This window comes from Hymenobacter ginkgonis (assembly GCF_009755225.1).
Lineage (GTDB): Bacteria > Bacteroidota > Bacteroidia > Cytophagales > Hymenobacteraceae > Hymenobacter > Hymenobacter ginkgonis.
Genome location: NZ_WQKZ01000003.1, coordinates 353,208 through 372,184, shown reverse-complemented (window position 1 = coordinate 372,184; position 18,977 = coordinate 353,208). Strand labels below are relative to the sequence as shown.

Annotated in this window: 13 protein-coding genes; all 13 read right to left on the bottom strand. The window is 44.2% G+C overall.

All coding sequences use genetic code 11. From position 1 onward, the window contains the following. Positions 1-51 precede the first annotated feature (51 nt). On the bottom strand, positions 52-1,260 hold the full coding sequence (locus GO988_RS13010) for a glycosyltransferase family 4 protein (protein WP_198172709.1): 1,209 nt from the start codon (positions 1,258-1,260) through the stop codon (positions 52-54). Positions 1,261-1,338: 78 nt separating this feature from the next. After that, the gene (locus GO988_RS13005) at positions 1,339-1,887 is read right to left on the bottom strand and encodes a WcaF family extracellular polysaccharide biosynthesis acetyltransferase (RefSeq protein WP_157566099.1); all 549 of its coding nucleotides are present in this window, start codon (positions 1,885-1,887) and stop codon (positions 1,339-1,341) included. A 36-nt stretch (positions 1,888-1,923) separates the two neighbouring features. Beyond that, entirely contained in the window at positions 1,924-2,343 is a 420-nt protein-coding gene (locus tag GO988_RS24760) for a VanZ family protein (protein WP_157566097.1), read from the bottom strand. 27 nt (positions 2,344-2,370) lie between these two features. Continuing rightward, positions 2,371-3,675, bottom strand: a complete 1,305-nt coding sequence (locus GO988_RS12995; RefSeq protein ID WP_232341511.1) for a glycosyltransferase — start codon at positions 3,673-3,675, stop codon at positions 2,371-2,373. Beyond that, positions 3,676-4,641, bottom strand: a complete 966-nt coding sequence (locus tag GO988_RS12990; protein WP_157566095.1) for a glycosyltransferase family 2 protein — start codon at positions 4,639-4,641, stop codon at positions 3,676-3,678. 19 nt (positions 4,642-4,660) lie between these two features. Beyond that, positions 4,661-5,854: a glycosyltransferase gene (locus GO988_RS12985; RefSeq protein WP_157566093.1), complete on the bottom strand. Its 1,194-nt coding sequence runs from the start codon at positions 5,852-5,854 to the stop codon at positions 4,661-4,663. Between the two features lie 20 nt (positions 5,855-5,874). After that, on the bottom strand, positions 5,875-6,918 hold the full coding sequence (locus GO988_RS12980) for a CgeB family protein (RefSeq protein ID WP_157566091.1): 1,044 nt from the start codon (positions 6,916-6,918) through the stop codon (positions 5,875-5,877). Positions 6,919-6,963: 45 nt separating this feature from the next. After that, on the bottom strand, positions 6,964-8,652 hold the full coding sequence (locus GO988_RS12975; RefSeq protein WP_157566088.1) for a hypothetical protein: 1,689 nt from the start codon (positions 8,650-8,652) through the stop codon (positions 6,964-6,966). Positions 8,653-8,691: 39 nt separating this feature from the next. Further along, positions 8,692-10,239, bottom strand: a complete 1,548-nt coding sequence (locus GO988_RS24835) for a lipopolysaccharide biosynthesis protein (RefSeq protein ID WP_157566086.1) — start codon at positions 10,237-10,239, stop codon at positions 8,692-8,694. A gap of 95 nt (positions 10,240-10,334) precedes the next feature. Next, the gene (locus tag GO988_RS12965; protein ID WP_157566084.1) at positions 10,335-12,671 is read right to left on the bottom strand and encodes a GumC family protein; all 2,337 of its coding nucleotides are present in this window, start codon (positions 12,669-12,671) and stop codon (positions 10,335-10,337) included. A gap of 12 nt (positions 12,672-12,683) precedes the next feature. Beyond that, positions 12,684-13,388, bottom strand: coding sequence for a polysaccharide biosynthesis/export family protein (locus tag GO988_RS12960; RefSeq protein WP_232341510.1), 705 nt, complete (start codon positions 13,386-13,388; stop codon positions 12,684-12,686). An 871-nt stretch (positions 13,389-14,259) separates the two neighbouring features. Beyond that, complete coding sequence (locus GO988_RS12955) at positions 14,260-17,259, bottom strand: T9SS type A sorting domain-containing protein (RefSeq protein ID WP_198172707.1); 3,000 nt, start codon at positions 17,257-17,259, stop codon at positions 14,260-14,262. A gap of 1,023 nt (positions 17,260-18,282) precedes the next feature. After that, a complete protein-coding gene (locus GO988_RS12950) occupies positions 18,283-18,912 on the bottom strand; it encodes an exopolysaccharide biosynthesis polyprenyl glycosylphosphotransferase (RefSeq protein WP_157566080.1) in 630 nt (209 codons plus the stop codon). Positions 18,913-18,977: the final 65 nt, after the last annotated feature.

The following is an 18,977-nucleotide window of genomic DNA, read 5'->3' as shown; positions in this document are numbered from 1 at the left end:
AGAAAAAGACGTAATCAAAATCAATAGGGCTCGCTGAGCACTAGGCCACCTCTAGGAAGTTAAAGCCAATTGCTCCATTTGTTTGAGCACGTTGTGCAGCACATATTCTCTATCGAATTGTTGCACATAATTATAAGCATTGGTTTTGTACAGCTCAAAGTTTGACGGATGCTGCAAATAATCTGTTAGCTGCTGCTCCATGCGATTAATGTCACCGAAATCAGATGATACACCCAATTTATTGTGCGTAATCACTTTGTAAATTTCAGAATCAACATCGGCAGAAACAAAAATCAATTTTTCCTTTGCCATAATACCTAGAAGCTTCGATGGGAAATAAACATCGCCCGAATCTTTTTTCTGAGATATAAAGACAATATCAACATCAGAAAGGAAGTTGAAATAGTCTTCTTGCGATAAAAAATCAATAAAATCGAGGTTAGTGGTTTGCTTAAGCTGAGCGTATTTCTTCAGGTTCTCCACATCACCACCTTGACCTATTATTAAGAAAACGATGTCATCTCGTTGTTTAAATTTTTCTGACAAGTCTACCAGTACTGATAACCCTTGTTTAATGCCAATGTTACCAGCATAACCGATAATAATCTTATCAGCATACTTGGGAAATTGTGCTCTGAATTTTCCCTTTGTGCCTTGAGAATTCGCTTCAGCAACGTTTATCCAATTAGGCCACAAATAAGTAGAAGTACTGTCAATATCTTTTCTGTGAATTAATTCAACCATAGCGGTTGAAATTGAGGTAACTAAGCTCGACTTTTTGTAACTATACTTCTCTACCCCATTCATTACATCAATGATGGGCAATTTGCCTAGCATCCCTAGCGACTTGGCCGCGTCAAGTTGCAAATCTTGCACATTAATTATAAGCTTGGAATTCCAAAGCTTCTTAAACAGTACTCCAATCACCCCTAGATTAATAGGGGTAGTAAATACTACAATAGCGTCTTGCTTACCAGCACGCAGGAAGTTGATAGAAGCAAATAAAATGAACGATATCTCCTGTATCATCCGTGTTACTGTCGTAACGTTTTTGGGAACGTAGAGATAACCTCGCAATACTTTTATTCCTTTGTAAGCATCAGTCCTGAATAGCTTACGTTTGTCCTCTGGCCGTTTAGCCCATTTTGGATACCAAGAGAAACCTGTAACCACGGTAACTTCATGCCCCTGTTCTGCTGCATAAGCAGCAAAATCGGTAGCATAAAGTGCTATACCACTGTGGTCAGGTGCGAAGGTCATACTGCTAACTAGTAATTTCATTGCAGTGCATTGATAACGAGTGAATGATTTTATAAATACGCGTGATAGTTGCGGAAATTAGCCTTTCATAGTACGCTTTCTGCTAAACACTGCCGGATTACCAGTAAAAATACCCCATGCATCCAAGTTCTTGGTAGCGACTGAGTTAACAGTTAAAATTGAATGGGACTGACAAGTAATACCTGGGCAAACCACAGAGTGAGCTCCAATCCATACACCGTCTTCAAGCGTTATACCAGCGAGTCGATAAGGAAAGCTTTCCAAAGTATAATCATGATTGCCAGTCAACAACATGGCACCTTGTGAAATACTTACGTTAGAACCGATGCTCACTTCAACTAAATTATCAATCCAAACAGATTCACCAAGCCAGCAATTATCACCTATCACTAATCTCCAAGGATTTTTTATTCGGACTTTCTGTTTAATAACTAACCCTTTACCAACCTTGGCACCAAATAGAATAAGTAAAAAACGCTTAAATCCATATGGCCATGGTAGCGAACTGTCTAATACATAGTAGTTGATTAGGTACCAAGCAAGCACCTTCATTGTGGGTCCAGCTCTGTAAGTACCTACACTAAACTTAGAAAGGTCCGTTTGCATATCAAATTACTATTTATAACTAAATCAACTAAATTTTTAAAATAGAATAAGTATTTTACGCATGATATCCCATACAAAAACTCCTATTATTGTGCCCAAAGTGTTCAATAATACATCATCTATGTCAGCAACTCCTATATGAAACGCATATTGCAACGATTCAATTAATATACTGATGAAAACTCCTAAAACAATTAAACTTTTGGTTCTCATCAAAAAAATCTCTTGAACAAAAATAGGTAATGGAATGAACAAAAAGACATTTCCAATTAGATTAGAATAAAAGTCCCAACGTTTAACGTCAGAGGAGTGATAGTTGTCTACAAGTCTTTTTACTGGTAATAGATTTAAGTATTCTTCGCTCCAAACTATCCCATGTCGCCTACGTGCAAAAAATACAATGTACGCAACAAGCAAGGAATAAACACTAAATAAAGTCACCTTTAAAGCTTTCATATAGCCGTTACCCTAAACGCAAAAGCCTTAGTTAGCAATAGCAGACAAGAATTTCTCAGATGAAGAATCAATAGAAAATTTGCTTGAGAATATGTTACAAGCTTGCATCCGCATGCTCTGCTTTTCCTCCTCCGACAAACGCTTCCAACCAAGCAATAGCTCATTGGTACCCTCTAAAGTATCATCAGCTACTAAGCCACTTTTAGCATCCGCAATTTCGCGCCAGATGTTCACCTGGTTTGATATAAGTACAGGTTTACCACATGCTAAAGCTTCTACAACCGCAATTCCAAAATTTTCTTGATGGCTAGGCAATACAAAAGCCTCACAACCATAAAAAGCGCCCCATTTAGCATCTCCAGTAAGCATCCCAGGAAAGGCTACTTGCTTTTGAAGTTGTGGTGATTTAGCTACTAGTTGTTTCTGTGTTTGGCCATAATCACTATTTAAGCCTGGGCCCGCTACAATTAGTTGGGGCCAACTATCATCTTCACTTATGCTTTCTGATTCAATAATACTTGTTGAATTGACCGAATTTGAAAACTCATCAGCTGTTACGCTAGCATAAGATTTAAGCAACAAATCAACTCCTTTTTTCTCATTAATACGGCTTAAAAAAAGTAGATAAGGTTGCGTTTTAAGTTCTGGACATACTGCTAGAAATGCTTCACGCATTTTATCAGTGTAAAGAGGTGGTTGCGCTACTCCCAAACCCACTACAACAGTATTTTTCGGATAATATGGTTTGAATGGCTCCTTCGCAAGCAGGAGTTCTTCTTCGCACGTGAAGAGTAGGGTGGCATTATTAATAAGTTTATTTTCAATTAACTTCCAGTAAAACCAATTACGTATAGCCTTCATTTTACGCCCTGCCGCACGCTGAAAGTAAGGGTCTAACATTCCGTGAGGCATTACAAAGAGCTTAGGTAATACGCTAGTCAATGCAGGTGTATTTTGAATTTTACTCTGTAAGTAGTCTAACGCTTTATTTACCGCATAACTATGATAAAGCCACAGACCATGTACTACAACAACATCGAAGTGAGCTAAATTTTCTTTAAGCCAAGGCAAAAGTTGCGCGTTATAAAACCAAGGGCCTTTACCAGGGCCTAGTGCATGCGTGGTAAAAGTATCATTAACTAGAAATTCTGCATCGGGCGCATCAAGACTAACAACTTCATTGTGTACACCTAATTTTTCTAAACCTAAAACAAGTGTGCGCACTGCCTGGCAGACTCCACCCATAGCTGGGTCCATCTCTGCAATTACATGAAGCAATTTCATTAAGGCAATTATTTTGATAGGTAAACTAAAAAAGTCAAAATATATCAACTATTCTTTTAATAAGAATATACTTGTATAAAACATGAATGTCTGACTAGCTGTCTGCCTCCTAACGCCACTCCTTAGATTCTTAAAAAATAATGAGATACTTTTTGTCTCAAATAATCTAACAAAATTATCAACAAGTGAGATTTGACTTTCACTTAACAAATCCTGATATTTATTCCTAAATTCTTTAGCCATACTAACTTTATTCAAGGCATCTTGTAAATTCTTTTTTTGAATGATAATTCTTTTAAATCTTTGAATTAGAGAATTGTCATTATAGTTACCCGAAACATTATTTCCATGCTGCCGGTAAAGTAGCGTCTTAGTATTTAAATAGTAAATCTTTCCCAACGCACTCGCTACCAATGCTATCCAATAATCATGGTTTTCAGCGACTAATGGAATGCTTTTAACCAATTTTACTAGTGGCCTGTTTGCCATTACAGTGCACCCATAAATAGGGTTTTGTGCTATAACGTGTTGAAGATTTAATTCAGCAATTTTTGTGGCTTGGAATTCTTTTTTCGAAACTATTTCTTTTAAATTAATATCAGAATACTTAAAATTAGTGTGTACTAATAAAGGATAATCAATCCCATATTTATTCTCTAGTTTATGCATTTCATCTAAAGTAAGCTGAATTTTGTTGGGTAACCAAAAATCATCTTGGTCGCAAAACATAACGTATGCTTCTTTATCTGCTATTTGCAAAAGCGCATTGAAATTTTGAGAACTACCAAGATTACCAAGATTATCTTTTAACACAAAGACTTTATCTTGATTTTGTTTTTGGTAATCCAGTAAAATCTGAGCGGTATCATCAGAAGAATGGTCGTCTCTAACATAAAGCTTCCAATCACTATAAGTCTGATTAGATAGACTCTCTAGCTGTTGCTTTAAATACTTTCCGCCGTTATAAGTTGCCAAAAGTATAGCAATTACCTGAGGATTTCCGAAATTATCCATAACCGATGAGGATATTTATTTATGAAGTATGATTCTCATAAAAAACCCTTTTGTAAATAGCTTCTATTTGGTTGAGAATATTCTCAGAATTAAACCGATAAGCATTTACTAAACCGGCTTCAACAAATTTATTTCTTTCAGCGTCGGGAAGAGTTATTACTTCATCAACAACTTTTGCTCCTTCTTGGGCCCAAGCTTTAGCTGCTACCTCGTCTTGAGGTTTTCGAGGAATTAAGAAACTAGCACCGCCAGCTACTTCCGTCATGGGAGCTTCATTGGTAGTAATAACTAAGCTGCCGCAAGCCATTGCCTCAGCGATAGGCCAACCAAAACCCTCGGCTAGTGAAGGAAAAAGGAAAACTGAAGCTCCTGCATAAGCGAAATTCACAAATTCATCCGATAGACCGGTGAACTGATGAATATCAGCCTTAAAAGGTGACTGTGCAATCAGTTGAGTCAATTCTGGTGATAGCTTCTCTCCTATTAGAATAAGTGGAAGCTTAGAATTACTTAACGCCCGCCAAGCTTCATAAAGCTGAACAACACCTTTACGATTCTTATACCATTGATTTCCCCCAACGTGAAGAAGGTAACCCGAGGTTAATTCAAGTGCTATTTTCTTGCCAAATGTCTCTCTAGCTAAAGACGGCTCGTAAAATTTTAAACTACTGTTAAGTCCATTATACACTACTTCTGAGTGCGATGGTACAGATAGTAAAGATTCCTGCAAGTCTACTCGGGTTTTATTAGAAACAGAGATAAAATTTTTTCCACGAGAATAGCCCTTTCGAATCATATCCTGATAGTGCCTACCTGTCCAGCTAGTAGAATTACCCGGTATTTTACCTAGAGCTGAATGCTGCGCCATGAAATCATGGCAATGAATAACGTGTGGCCTATCCGCTACCAAGGGCACCCATGGCCCCAAAGCTTGGTCTGTAAAAACGAATAGGCTATCCGACGTATGTGCCTTCAGCCGTTTACGGACTTCAACCGGAAAAAGTAGGTATTGGTCTATGTATCCTAGCCACTTCTTTAAGCTACCCGAGACGGGTAGCTTAAAGAAACGAGATTGTGGCGCCCACATTTCTACCTGATGCCCTCGCTGCTGCATACCATCCGCGAGCATACGCGCGAATCGCGGCATGCTCGCAAAACCGGGCATCTTGTCACGGCCAAGGAAGTCAGGGTGCGTAAAGAAAACAATATGCATAGTAAAACCTGAAATCAAGCCTAGTAAATATGGATGGTATTGAGAATTCTGCGGCAAACGTCTTCATTGCCTGCCTGCATTGCCCGCACTCGCTGCATACCGGCTAAGCGCATCTTTTCTCTCGCGTCATCGTCTTGCAGTAGCTTTTTGCAAACTTGAGCACATTCAGCCGCGTCGGCCCAGAAGGCGGCCTCTACCCCTTCCTCATACATTTCTTGGTGCTCAGCAGTGCGTTCGGCGCAGAGTAGCCCTCCCGCAAACGGCACCTCTTGCGACCTTTGTGTATGCTCGTCGCGATTGCCCTTGGAGAGTAAGCCCAGGCAAATTTTTGCTCCCTGTATAGCAGCTACATAATCTCTTCCACTAAGCGCATCGCCTTTATGCACCGCCTGTAATGCGGCCCAATGCGGCGACTTTGACCAGCGACTACCCCAGATGGTAAGTGGAATGCCTTGTTCTAAGAGCGCTAATAGAAATTCGTCGCGTTTTTCATAGCGCATCCAAGTGCCAATAAATACGACCTCCGATTTATAGATAGCTGGAATATCGGAGGCGTGGGTGAATGGCTGGTGCACAACCTCATCGTATGACATGCGCACGTGAATAACATTTTTCGCACCTTTTGCGCGAAACTCCGGAACGTTTATTTCACGCATTACCGCACAGAGGTCGTAATAACTTAGTGACTTGAGCAGAGTATCAAAACGACGGCCATCTCGTCCTCCGGTTGGGTCATCGTTATTATAAAGCACAAGTGGGCACCCAAGCTGCTTCAACAACTCCAGGCTGCGAGGGCCCACTAGCTCACCACTATTTACCCATACCACATCTGGGCGCGGTGTTGTAGCCACCAAATGCTTTACCAAGCGCGTTACTTGGGGCTGTAGAAACCGGTAGCCCGTCCGATAATGCAGGGGTTCTAAATACCGGAATCCCTTGCTTTGCGCAATTACCTTATTTAAGTCACACACGTTTACCGTGTGCCCCAAGCGCTCGAGCGCTCTGGCGCGGTGCGCAGAAGTAGAGCTTGGGTGACTATCACCAAGGTATAGAATAGTAGCCATTCGCAGGTTGTTAATAAATCTTAATCCAGCAGTATGTTAAATAGGCTATCCTATTGCGTGCTTCATCGATTTAGGGGGGGTAGCACCCGGAATAACTAAGCTGAGTATTCGGGTGAAGTGGTAAACCACGAAATACAGTAAGGCTAACTGAATCCAATCCCGCAGAAGAAATACAGCAATGTTGATAACGCTCTCCGAGGGCAAAAAGCGGAAGATATTATCCAACGCAATCATACCGCAAAGACTGAATTGAAAACCTATGGCATTAGCTTTAGAAGCCGCCGAGTTAAACTTTATGAAGAACTTATCAAATAGCGTAAATACCGGAATCATGCCTACCCCTAGTATTAGCAGATACCACCAACCAAAAGTGGCCATACCGGTGCCCGCGAAGTGTCCCGTACGGTACCCGCCCAAAGCCTCGGGAGGACCGCCCGCAACGTAGTATAAATAGTCGCCAACTGAAACACCCTTGAGAAATACTTTATCTACATCATTGAGGCCAAACGCATCTAAGACTGGCTGCGGGAAAGTAGCCCAGATATAATCAGTTGAGAACTTGAGCATAGCCGGGTCATACTCTCTGATTTTCTCGGCCTGAACTAAGCTGGCATCATTAAATTTAATATTGCAGAACCTGGCTAAGAAGATGTTTTTCAAGTAGGATTCATCCCATTCACCTGCTTCATTTTCTTCCACATCGTGTATGCGGAATTGCTTGATGGCTTCCTTATCACCGAATACTTCGAATGTTTGCGAAATCAATTCGGAAGAAGTTACATCGTGTCGCTGGCCCCGCACGATAACCATGGAGGTGCCGATGTCGGCGATGGGTCCAGTGAAAAGCCAATAAGCCCCTAATGCGATGAAGAAATTTTTCATCGTAAAAAAATTCGGCTTAAATACCCCTAGCAGCAGCCCAAGTGAATAGGCAAAACCTACCGACGAGAAACCAATCATAAAGCCCCCGCGGCTATTGCGCCCAATGCTAACCAAAAAAAGCAGTAGTGTGTAGGCAACTAGTAAGTATACTATTCGCTTAGTAAATGGCTTTTTTGAACCGTACAATTCTCCAAAAGGCAGGAAAAAAGGGGCATACGAAAAAGGCATCAATGCCTGCACGGCTTTATCTGAAGCGGCACCCGTGACTTCCCAACCAATGGAAGGGGAATAAAGGAAAACGTAAAACGTAGCGGCTATACCTATTAGCCCCATCAGCCATAATTGCAGCTCAGTAGGTGCCTTAAAAAAGTCTAGCTTGATAAGAATCCAAGGGGAGCTATTGGGCGTCTGCTGCAGTAGCAATCGATATAGCGCATGTGACAGCACCAAGGTTATCAGTGCTAAGCTTGAATGCAGAAATACCTGGTATGGCAGGTCTAAGTTGTATATAACAGGCTTGCTTTCCAAAGAAGTGAAAAGCAAAGGGAAATACAGCTGCGTGGTAGTGAAACCGAGAACGAGGAAGGTTGACAAAGGATAGTTTGCCAACATTGCTGGTTTAAAAAAAACAGTTGTGAACAGCGCCCAAGCTACTATGGTACAGCCAATAGCAATGAAATTGGGTAAGCTAGGAAAGAAGATACCTTGGTAGAGGGTAGCGATAACCAAGGCTACCCACGACCAAGTGGTAACTACCGAGATAAAGCTCGTCTCGCGCGTTGGGGCAAGCCGCACCCTACCCCCTACTTTAGCGGCTAGTGAGGCGAGCGGAAGTTGAGGTGAAGGATACATACTTGAATAAAGCCCGTTGAGGCGGATAAATAAGCTAATTTAGAACTTCCCAAGTTGATAAACTTGCTTGATGCCGGGCAGGCCACTCATTATGCGAATAGCGTGTTGAGTCGCCAGTGTCGGCAGAGCTTGCCAGTAGCGCCAAAGATTGCCGAGCAGCAACAGCATCGCCAAACTGAGCACCAGCCATTTTGCCTGCGGAAACACAACCAAGGCTCCCATTGCCAGCGCTGCAATACCCACGGAAGTGGAGGCAATCAAGAAGTGGCGTTTAGGCCATTGTAATTCGTGCTGCTGTAGCCAGCGCAGCGCTACGCGCCTATACCCAAAGGCTGCTGCTACCTCGGCAGCTACTAAGGCCATACCCGCACCCAGAATACCAAACCGGGGCACCAATACATAAACCCCTCCTACTACCAGCAAAGCAGCAATTGTGGAAAGCAGCAGCTGAGGTTTAAGTAAATTGTTGCCTTTTACAACCGCTATACCTGGTTGCGCCACTGCGTATACCAGTACACTCAACGAAAGGCTAGCGAATAGTAGCGGGTTGAAGGGTACCCGACCACGCGTCCAGAGCAGGTATAAAGGCTCTACGAACGCTTGCACAAGCACTACTGCGGGTGCCAGCACTGCTACCAGCACAAACCAGACAGTGCCAAATGCTGACTCAATCTTGGTTTGGTCGCGCTGATGCAGAAAGCGCATGAGTTCCGGCATCAACGGATTCACTACCGTATTCAGGCCCTGCAAAGCAACGTTTGCGCCGGTGCGCATAGTGGAGAAGGCGGTGAGGCCAGCTGCTCCTGCAAGAGGGGCCAGCACCACGCGAACGCCTTGCTGCCGAGCGTTTTCTAGTAGCCACTTGCCAGAAACTGCTAAAGAATGAAGGAAATTATGGGCTCCAAGCTTAGCAGAAGGTTTGCAAAAAGGTATCTGTTCGCGGCGTAGCAGTCGAAATAGGTCAATATAAATGGGTATGCTCAGCACGACGGTTGTAATAGCCATTACCCAGCCAGCCAACAATAAGTCAGCGCCTAGTACTACTGCCACAACTGGCGCTAGGCCCGATACAATAGAGCTGCACAAGTTCCACCAGGCCATGCGGGGGTAGTAGCCAAAAGGTGCCAGCGCCCTGAATACCAAGCCGGTTATACTGGTGCTGAGTAGCCAGGCAATTCCTTGCAGCACCAATACCAAGCCGGCCTCACGAATTAAGGCAGGATCCATGCTATCGGCTTTGCCAAGCAAGCTTGGTAGAATACCAGTTGCTAGGAAGCCAATTAGTAGGGCTAATTGTCCAAGGCTAATTAGTAGCCCGACGCTAGCGCCCGACCACAAATATTTGCTCAATTCAGGCCGGTTGTCCCGCCCAATTCGCAAAAACTCATAGCCCAAAAACTCCTGGTGCCCAAAGTCTAGGGTAGAGGCGATACTAACTAACGCTTGAATAGCCAGCCAGATACCATACGTTACAACGCTCCAGTGCGAGAGGTAGATGGGCACCAATGCCATCTGCGAAATCATCGTGACAGCAATTTGTGCCCATGAGGCGGCACTACCAGATATTAAGCGTGAGGCTGTCGACATACCTTATTGAGTTAGTAACGAGTACCAAGTGTGGGCACTCGTTCGTAGCAGCCCTACCCCTTCGCTTTATAGGAAGGGGGTAGGGCTGCTACTACTTAAGCGAGTTTGGTTCTCACTTCATCCTCTTTGTAGCCATATCCGTTGCCATACCCGTAGTCGTGCAGGTTGTTTTTCTTGGCATCGTTGATTACCAAGGCAATGGGAAAGAGCTTCTTATCGGCCTGAATCTTATTAATAATTTCCAGCTGCGCTTTCTGCGTGAAGTTATACCGCACTACATAGATGGTATAATCAACGTAGGGAGCCAAGGCAAAAGCATCTACCACTTGGCCTACCGGCGAAGAGTCGATGATAATGTGGTCGAAGCTCTGCTTCAACACATCCAATATCTTCACCATCCGGGGACTCATGAGCACCTCTGCGGGGTTAAAGGGCAACGCGCCAGCGCTTATACGCTGTAAGCCTGGCACTTCAGCTGACGGGAAGACTACATCGTTAACCGATATATCATCCGAAAGCAGGTACTCTGTCATGCCCATACCTTCCGGCGCCACAGCAGCGTCAACTACCTCGTTCTTACGTAAGTCTAGGCTGATTAACACAACGCTTTTGCCGGCAACTACCAAGCTGGCTGCCAAGTTGAGACTGAAAAAGGATTTGCCTTCCCCACTCATACTTGAAGTAACCAGCACAACCTTATTTGGCTGATTGAGTGTAGCAAACTGAAAGTTGGTGCGGATGAGCCGGAACATTTCAGCCAAAGGCGTGCGGCTTACGCGAGTGATTACCACCCGCTCCTTTGATTTGTTGTGCACTAATTCACCCAAAATAGGCACATTAGTTACATCAGTTACCTCTTTAAGGAGCTGCACTTTATCATTCATCAACCCCTTCACATAAACGAAGGCAAAGGGTAGGCCTAGTCCAAGGATTAAGGCTAGCACTAATACGGCCGGCTTTTGCGGGCTTACCGGGTCATCGCTGGCAATAGCGGGGTCAACGACACGCGCACTCGAAACCGTAGCAGCAAGCGATAAGGCCGCCTCTTCCCGCTTCTGCAATAGGTATAAATACAGTGAGCGCTTAAGCTCTTGCTGCCGATTAATTTCTTGTAAGCCCCGCTCAATGGTAGGCACACGCTGGATGCGCGAGCCTGACTGCCCAGCTTTGGCTTGTAGGCTCTGCCTGGTATAGGTCAGGTTGTTTTTAATAGTAGTAATATTTTCTAGAATATTACCCCGCAGATTGGCAAGCTGCTCACCCATACTCTCTACTATTGGGTTGCTAAGCTGAACGTTACGCAGGAGCCGCTCCCGGTCTAGCTGCAATTCGTTAAACTTAGTAATTAACCCTGACAGCGTTGGATCTTGCACATTCAACGTGCTCGGAATAAGCTGTTGCTCATTGCCTGGCTTGCTAATGTACTGGCCAATCGTAGTGATGACCGACAGCTGAATGCCGTAATCAGCTATCTGCTTATTGAAGTCACTGACGTCTACCAGAGATTGATTAATCTGCGAGCTTACATCTGCCACATCGTTCTGGCGTTTGAAAGTCTCTACCCCCTTCTCCACGTCTGTCAGTTCGGTACCAAGGTATTTCAGGCGCTCATCGATAAAATCAATAGTATGCGCTGCGATAGCATCCTTATCCTCAATGGACTCTTTATTATATACCTGCACCAGCCGGTTGAGAATTTCCTTGCCTTTCTCTGGCACGGGGTCTACTAGATTAAGGCTCAGCATGCTAGCTTGTTTATTTACGGCCGTAACACTGAGTTTCTTAGAGTAATCTATGGCAGCCTTACGTAGGTCCTGAAACTTAACAATGAATGGTTTACCGCTTTTATTGGCCAGCACCGTTGGCGAACTTACTACCGTGAAGGAGGCGTACGACCGACGGATTAGCTGACCAAATTGATGCGTAGTAGGCGTCTGTCCGACCTCCTCAAGCACAAAGCTGTTGCTACCCTTCGGGCTTATTGTAATGGTCTTATTGAATGCCGTTGAATCTAACTTATTAATAATCAGCTTAAATGGCAAGGTGGCCTGGTAAATTTCCTGGTTGCGCACCTGGCCCTTCACGTAGTAGCTCGTGTTAAGCGATAGTTCCGTTAGTACGCGCTGCATCAAGCTCACTGATTTGAGCAAGATAAGTTCGTTATCAATGTTCTTAGCCGAGTTCAGGGTATTAGTATATTCGAACTGCTCTGGCCGTGGCTGCGCCGGGTTGTCGCGCCGGTCCTTAATCAGGATGAGGCTGCTAATACTGTACAGAGGGGTAGTATAGCGGATGTATAAGTAGGTGCCGCCAAGTGCCAGAAGTAAACCCAGCGCAAACAAATACCAATACCTGAGGTAGCGCGCTATCACAAATTTGTGGTTAGGCTGCTCTATGCCGTCAGATTGAAGCGGAGCATTAGACATATCCATACAGCATTAATATTAGAAAATATTCTGAAAGTTGAATATCAAGGCTACGAGTACCGATATTGCCATAGTAGCAATGGTTATCGTACGGGTATTTGTGCTGGCTTGCACCTCCTTCAATCTGTCGGGCACAACATAAACGACGTCGTTCTGCTGCAAATAAAAATTAGGAGAATTTAACAGCTCCTTATTGTTCAGATTAAGCCGAGTAGTGCTGCGTATGCCGTTTCGCTCCCGCACCAGTAGCACGTTTTCGCGTCGCCCGTAGGCAGTCATATCGCCAGCTAACCCCAACGCTTCCAAGATGTTAATTCTACCAGTAGGAACAACAAAAGTAGATGGCTTATTTACTTCGCCAATAACTGTAATCTTGAAGTTAAGTAACCTAACTGTAATGATAGGGTCTTTAACATACTTCGCGACTGCATTAGTTATTTTCACAGTGGCCTCTTCTCTTGTTAGGCCTGCTAACATCACTTTACCCAGTACTGGGAAATCTATATTACCTTCAGGGTCAACTAAATAACCATCACTAGGTGTGACTACTTCCGGCGTCAAGTTAGTAGTAGAAGTACCTGGGGCTTGCAGTATACCTCTGTTGAACAAGGCATTTGACTCTTGGCTCAGGCTATTCAACCGGATGCTAAGCAAATCATCGGGTTGAATTCGCAAGGCAGCTTCATTCTGCACTTTCGTTTGATAGTTCTCCGAGTTATTCAAGTCACTGAAATAAACCAGGTTTCTGCTAGGCCTGCACGATGCAAACGCTAGCAGAAGAAGTGAAAACAGGACGCAGTTGGTTAGATGTTTTTGCACGCGTGATGATGTTTTACTGGTTAAGTAAACGCTCTTCCAAGAAAAGTTATATTGGGTGGGAAGGCTCAGGCAGCCCTTACCTGAGTAGGATTGTTACGCAAGATACAGCTATTTCTTTTGCCATAAAAAATGTGAGATAAAGTAAATTATTAGTAGCTTTTTGGTTTTATTACAAACTATTAATTATCAATCGCTTACTTTCATAAAATGGCTCTTAATAGCTACCGAACAACTTCATAACAGGAGAAGAGGGTAACGACATTATTCAATCCATGCTTTGCAAGAACGAGCCGTTGCCTACTGATTGACCACTCACTTTTACTTCTTACTCGGAAGTAAAAGAGCATGAAATTCATTATATTATACTATTGTTAACTTGAAAAAATAATAATGTGTTTTGCACTAAACTTCAGCCATCTGCTAAATCTATTCTAATCAGAATTAAAATTTACAGGTGTTGTATTTAAGTGTTGCGCAGATTTTTGGTATTGACACTATAAGCTGAAAGTAGCTGCTAAATAAGCTGGTTTACAATAGCTGGCAAGATACAGCGCTAAACGGACTGCTTACTATTCGACTGCAAATTTTGGCCCACTAGCACTGAGACTTATGCATCGCCCACTTCTGCTAGTGTGAGTTCAGAGGACATATAAATAAGGAGAGCGGGAGCGCAACAGCGTGGATAATTTTTATCCACACTGTTGCGCTCCCGCTCTCCTTATTTGCTTAAGCGGCTAGTAAGCCCGTCTAAGCCTACACTTGATTGAGTATTTACTTAAGATGCTTCTTTGACAAAGGAAACTTGATTGTCAGGGCCTTGCGTTGGTTTAATACGTAGGAGATATACCCCAGCTGGCAACTTGCGCACATCAATAGTTTGCTCCGCAGTAATGGTAGAAGTTTCCATTATCTGCTGGCCAGCTGCGGTGTAAATGATAAGCTTGGCACCAGCACTTGGTAAACGCACTGTAAGCTCACTGGTTGTAGGGTTAGGATAAGCTTGCACCGTTGTAGCCACCTTAGTAAGTGTAACCGCTTGGGTAGGCGAGTAGGTGGTAGTACCATCTAAGTCTACTTGCCGCAGGCGGTAGTAAACTATTCCTTGAAGTTGACTGCCTATGCCAGTATCTGTAAAAGAATAGCTCGAAGCGGTACCCTTAGCTGTTACCCTGCCAACCGTTGCAAAAGTACTGGCATCGGTGCTGCGCTCAATTTCAAAGAAATCGTTGTTAACTTCCGAAGCAGTCTGCCAGGTTAGCAGTGCATCTAAGCCCTGCATTTTAGCATCAAACTGAGTGAGTGCTACGGGTAGAGGATTAGCTACCGGTACTGTAAAAGGAACGGCCGAGCTGATAAGGCTTTGGTCGTTGGTAGCAGTATAGGTAAATACAACTTGCCCCGTATAATTATTGGCAGGTTGAAAGGTCAACGCATTAGCCTGGCTAGTGGGTACCCAGTCTTGTGTTTTAGCAGGGCTGCCATTTAAATAAATGACGCCTTGCGTTGTGGGGGGTAGGGTACGCAGGTTGAAGCCAACCACCCAGCCATTGGGGTTAGGGTCGGAGCCAGTGAGGGGCATTAGGCGTGTACCGCTGGTATTATGCGGAACTACAGGGTTAGTCTTGGGGTCGGCAACGGGGGGTAGGGCACTAGCAGTCGGCGCCGAAGTGGGGCAGCTTGCCGTGCTCACCGAACCATGCGTGATAGCATTAAACTTAATATCTTCTATCAGATTAGGCGAATTAACCAGTTTCGTATTGCACACCAGTGTGTTATAAGCCCCTGAGTTGAGGTGCACCGCATTATCGCAGTTAATTGCCGTATTATCTTGGAAAATAGTCCCTAGTATTGCGGGCGTCTGCTCATCGATGTAATTGCTGGAGCCCGGCTGGAAATGCAAGTCGTTAATATAGCCTTCCGGAAAATTTGCATCAACTACCGCCGGCACGTTGGGCTGGTGAGCTGTAAGGGTATTGCGCCGCACTTCTACCCCGATAACGGAGGTACCAAACGAGCGAGGCTGCAAATATTGAATGGTGTGCACCCCAATAAATACCCCGTTCGAACCGTCTATGTCGGCCACATTATTACCCGTTATTTGGGTGTCATATACTGGCAAAAACTCTTGCGGTACCCCAGCCGGCGAGTTATCCATCTGCCAGGGCGTCAAATCGATAGAGCCACTGTTAGTTAGCGTGTTATTTACGATTGCTATATCGGCAGTGGCGTTTTGGTAGAATGTGATGCCCCGGCGGTTGCCTTCCAGCGTGTTGCCTTGGATAATCCAGCTACGAGCGCCCCAGTTGAAGATAGCATAGCGGCTGCCGGCCTGCGGCGTCACTGTCCAGGGCTGGTCCACCGTTAGGGTAGTAGAGGTGCGGCTAGCAATGCGCCGCCATTGCCCCATACCGGGACCCCGCACTATCGCCACTACCGGGTGCTGAATCATGGCCGGCCAGTTTTTGCTATTGTCTTGCAATGTAGTGGGGGTAGTAGCGGTGGCAGTACCAGCGTCTTCATCGATGCGTGCACCGTAGCCCCCACCACCTTCGGCAATGATGGTTTCACCATCGTTGATGTTTTGAGCAGGGCCGTTGATAACCTTGAAAAGGTTATTTAGCACCGCTACATCCTCCGCAAAGTTCATAATCAGCACATGGTTGACTAAGTTAAGCGCCTCTGGCCACCGAGCACTACCATCACGATAAACCTTGTTGTCCTCAAAAACACCGCGGTTCGTGGTATTCAAATTCAAGCCATCGACAGCATATGTAAAGCTATTGTGAGCTACTACAAAGTTCTTGGTACCATTGATTTGCAGGGGGCCCCGGTAGCCAGCCTTGGCATCCACTCCCTGCGTGAACTCGGAATTGCTGATAACAATTTTATCAGAATTGTTCCAGGATAGCCAGGAGCCTAGGTTCATATCAAACCGGATACGCTGCATGAACAGCTCGGTGCCATTGCCCGCCATGTTGTTATAGAAGCTACCCGTATTATCTACGTTTAGCAAAGCCAAGTCAGCCAGGCCAGCTTGCTTTGGCGACTCCCAAAGAAGGCCCCAGTGCCCATCGGGGCTCCAGCCTGCTGCTTCCGAGCCGTACCCAAAACGCAGGATAGTCAAGTTTTTGCCGGCCCCCTGCACTACCACACGGTTGCGCATGTAAAGGCCACCACCAGCATTCAGGGCCAATTTATAAGTACCGGCAGGAATAAAGACTACCCCTCCCCCATCAGCACTAGCTTTATCTACGGCAGCCTGAATGGCAGCCAAGTCGTTGGTGACACCATCGCCGACAGCCTTTTTGCTTAGGCGCGCATCGGTGCGTACATTATATACGTTTTTATAAAAGTCAAACTTAGCTCCCCAAGCTACTCCTAGCTGAAAGTAATCGGTTCCAGCAGTGATAGCAGTTAATGATTGCCCGACAAGCGTTTCACCAGCAGTTCCACCGCGGCCGTTGCTCACATACACATTATATACTTGGCCGGGCACCAAAGACGTTGGAGCCGTTATGAGCATCGAATAGGCGTCATACGGCTGCACTTGAGCCGTGCCGCCCCCCGAACTACCATTCTGAGCCACAAACCGAACTTGTGGGGTAGTACCGGTCAGTTGCAGATTGCGGCCAAACAACCGAATATTCCCTCCTGGCGTGATTTCAGGTGAATCGAAATGCAAGCCATGCGCTTGATTCACGTAAACACTTGCGCTACGCTGCCCAGCATCTAGCACCCACACTTGATATAGGTCGGAAGCAATGCCAGTGGGCACTTGCGCAATAAGATGCCCTGAGCTTTGTACTAGTATGGGTAATCGCTGCCCAGTTGTAGAAGTGCCTACAGCTAAATAAGCCTGAGCAGAAGCTCCAAATTGTCCTTGGAGGCTCAGGGCCTCCCCAGGTTGCACGGCTGGGCTATTATGAAAAATAGCGGGCTGTGCTTGAATACTGATACTCGTGAGACTAAATAGTGCTACTAATAGCCAAAAGCAGTAGGTAACCCCGTTAAACTTGTTGAAAGACCAAGAAAGAACCATACAATAAATTAGGAAAAAGATAAAATCACTAAAGTAGCATTAGGGCAAAAATACAATTAGCAGTAAAATTTCAAAACATAAATTAAAAAAACTTTAAAAAAACTATTATAGTACAAATCTATCCGGCAAAATCATAATAGGTCGGATTCTAAGCCGAAACTAAGGCGCTAAAAATTTGTAGAAATTCAATTTCTAAGCATTTATCAACATTTTTTATAAAAAAATGGGCATTTATTACAATTGTGAAGACAAAAGCCTTTTTAAGTACTGTCTTCTAACTGCCTACTTTGATGAAATATATCTGATAGTCGAAAGAGCTTATTAGCTTATAATATGATTTTTTCTATTAAAACACCTTTAGCAAACTTACTCACCAAAGTGCTTTGATACAAATTAACTTTAGTTGCTACTCGATTTAATTCAATTGGATAAAAAAACTGAATAGTTCAGCTTTTGATTATTTGATAAATTTGCGGAAGGCACTTTACAGTGATTTGTTTGCACCTGCATGAAATGCGTTCATCAGTCAATGACTGAGTTTAACTTCAAACAACTCCTTTCTACCACACTAACCGCTGACCGTTCTCGCCAATAAAAATAGAGATTTACTATATTATATAAATAATATAGTAAATCTCTATTTTTATTGGCGAGAACGCAAAAAAACCAGTAGCTAAAACTAGCTACTGGTTTTTGAAAAGTTTTTTAATTATCTCGAGTATTTGTTTATTCAAATCAGAAGATGACTAAACATTATTACTAATAAGCTTTTTCATGGCCTTTAAAGCAATTAACTGTTAGCAACACTATTTGCAAGTCAAGCAAGAGTGTCCAGTTTTCCATGTACCAAATGTCCGCTTTTACACGGTTAGCCATCGCCATAGTTTCTGTAGTCTCGCCGCGATGACCACTCACTTGAGCCCAGCCTGTAATACCAGGCATCACAATGTGGCGGTCCATGAAATTGTCTATTACCTGCGAATAATCTTCAGTATGCTTAAGCATGTGTGGCCGTGGGCCAACTACTGACATTTCACCTAGCAAGACATTAATGAACTGAGGTAATTCATCTAGACTGGTTTTGCGCAGAAAAGCACCTACTCTTGTAACCCGGTTATCGTTGTGGGTTGCTTGGCGGTGGTCTGAATCAGTATTCGGAGCCATACTACGAAACTTCAAGCAGTAAAAAGGTCTTCCGTGCTTCCCCGTGCGCAGTTGCTTAAAAAAGACTGGTCCTTTAGAGTCCAGCTTAATAATGATGGCAATCAGCGGAATCAGCCAGCTCAAGAGCAAGATGAGTACTAAAGAAGAAAACAGAATGTCGAAATTACGCTTCACGGCCTCATCTGTACGACTTACGACCCTACTGGCTGTACGGTATTTGCTCATGACAAGTTGGTTAAGTTAAAATCTATCTGGTTTTATTCCTGAACCAAAAGTAAGCATTTAACGGA

What these genes read in the sequence shown, in the direction of transcription:
- GO988_RS24835 (WP_157566086.1), bottom strand. Translation starts at nt 10,239, where the DNA reads ATGTCGACAGCCTCACGCTTAATATCTGGTAGTGCCGCCTCATGGGCA.
- GO988_RS12975 (WP_157566088.1), bottom strand. Translation starts at nt 8,652, where the DNA reads ATGTATCCTTCACCTCAACTTCCGCTCGCCTCACTAGCCGCTAAAGTA.
- GO988_RS12985 (WP_157566093.1), bottom strand. Translation starts at nt 5,854, where the DNA reads ATGCATATTGTTTTCTTTACGCACCCTGACTTCCTTGGCCGTGACAAG.
- GO988_RS24760 (WP_157566097.1), bottom strand. Translation starts at nt 2,343, where the DNA reads ATGAAAGCTTTAAAGGTGACTTTATTTAGTGTTTATTCCTTGCTTGTT.
- GO988_RS12950 (WP_157566080.1), bottom strand. Translation starts at nt 18,912, where the DNA reads ATGAGCAAATACCGTACAGCCAGTAGGGTCGTAAGTCGTACAGATGAG.
- GO988_RS12990 (WP_157566095.1), bottom strand. Translation starts at nt 4,641, where the DNA reads ATGGATAATTTCGGAAATCCTCAGGTAATTGCTATACTTTTGGCAACT.
- GO988_RS13010 (WP_198172709.1), bottom strand. Translation starts at nt 1,260, where the DNA reads ATGACCTTCGCACCTGACCACAGTGGTATAGCACTTTATGCTACCGAT.
- GO988_RS12980 (WP_157566091.1), bottom strand. Translation starts at nt 6,918, where the DNA reads ATGGCTACTATTCTATACCTTGGTGATAGTCACCCAAGCTCTACTTCT.
- GO988_RS13005 (WP_157566099.1), bottom strand. Translation starts at nt 1,887, where the DNA reads ATGCAAACGGACCTTTCTAAGTTTAGTGTAGGTACTTACAGAGCTGGA.
- GO988_RS12965 (WP_157566084.1), bottom strand. Translation starts at nt 12,671, where the DNA reads ATGGATATGTCTAATGCTCCGCTTCAATCTGACGGCATAGAGCAGCCT.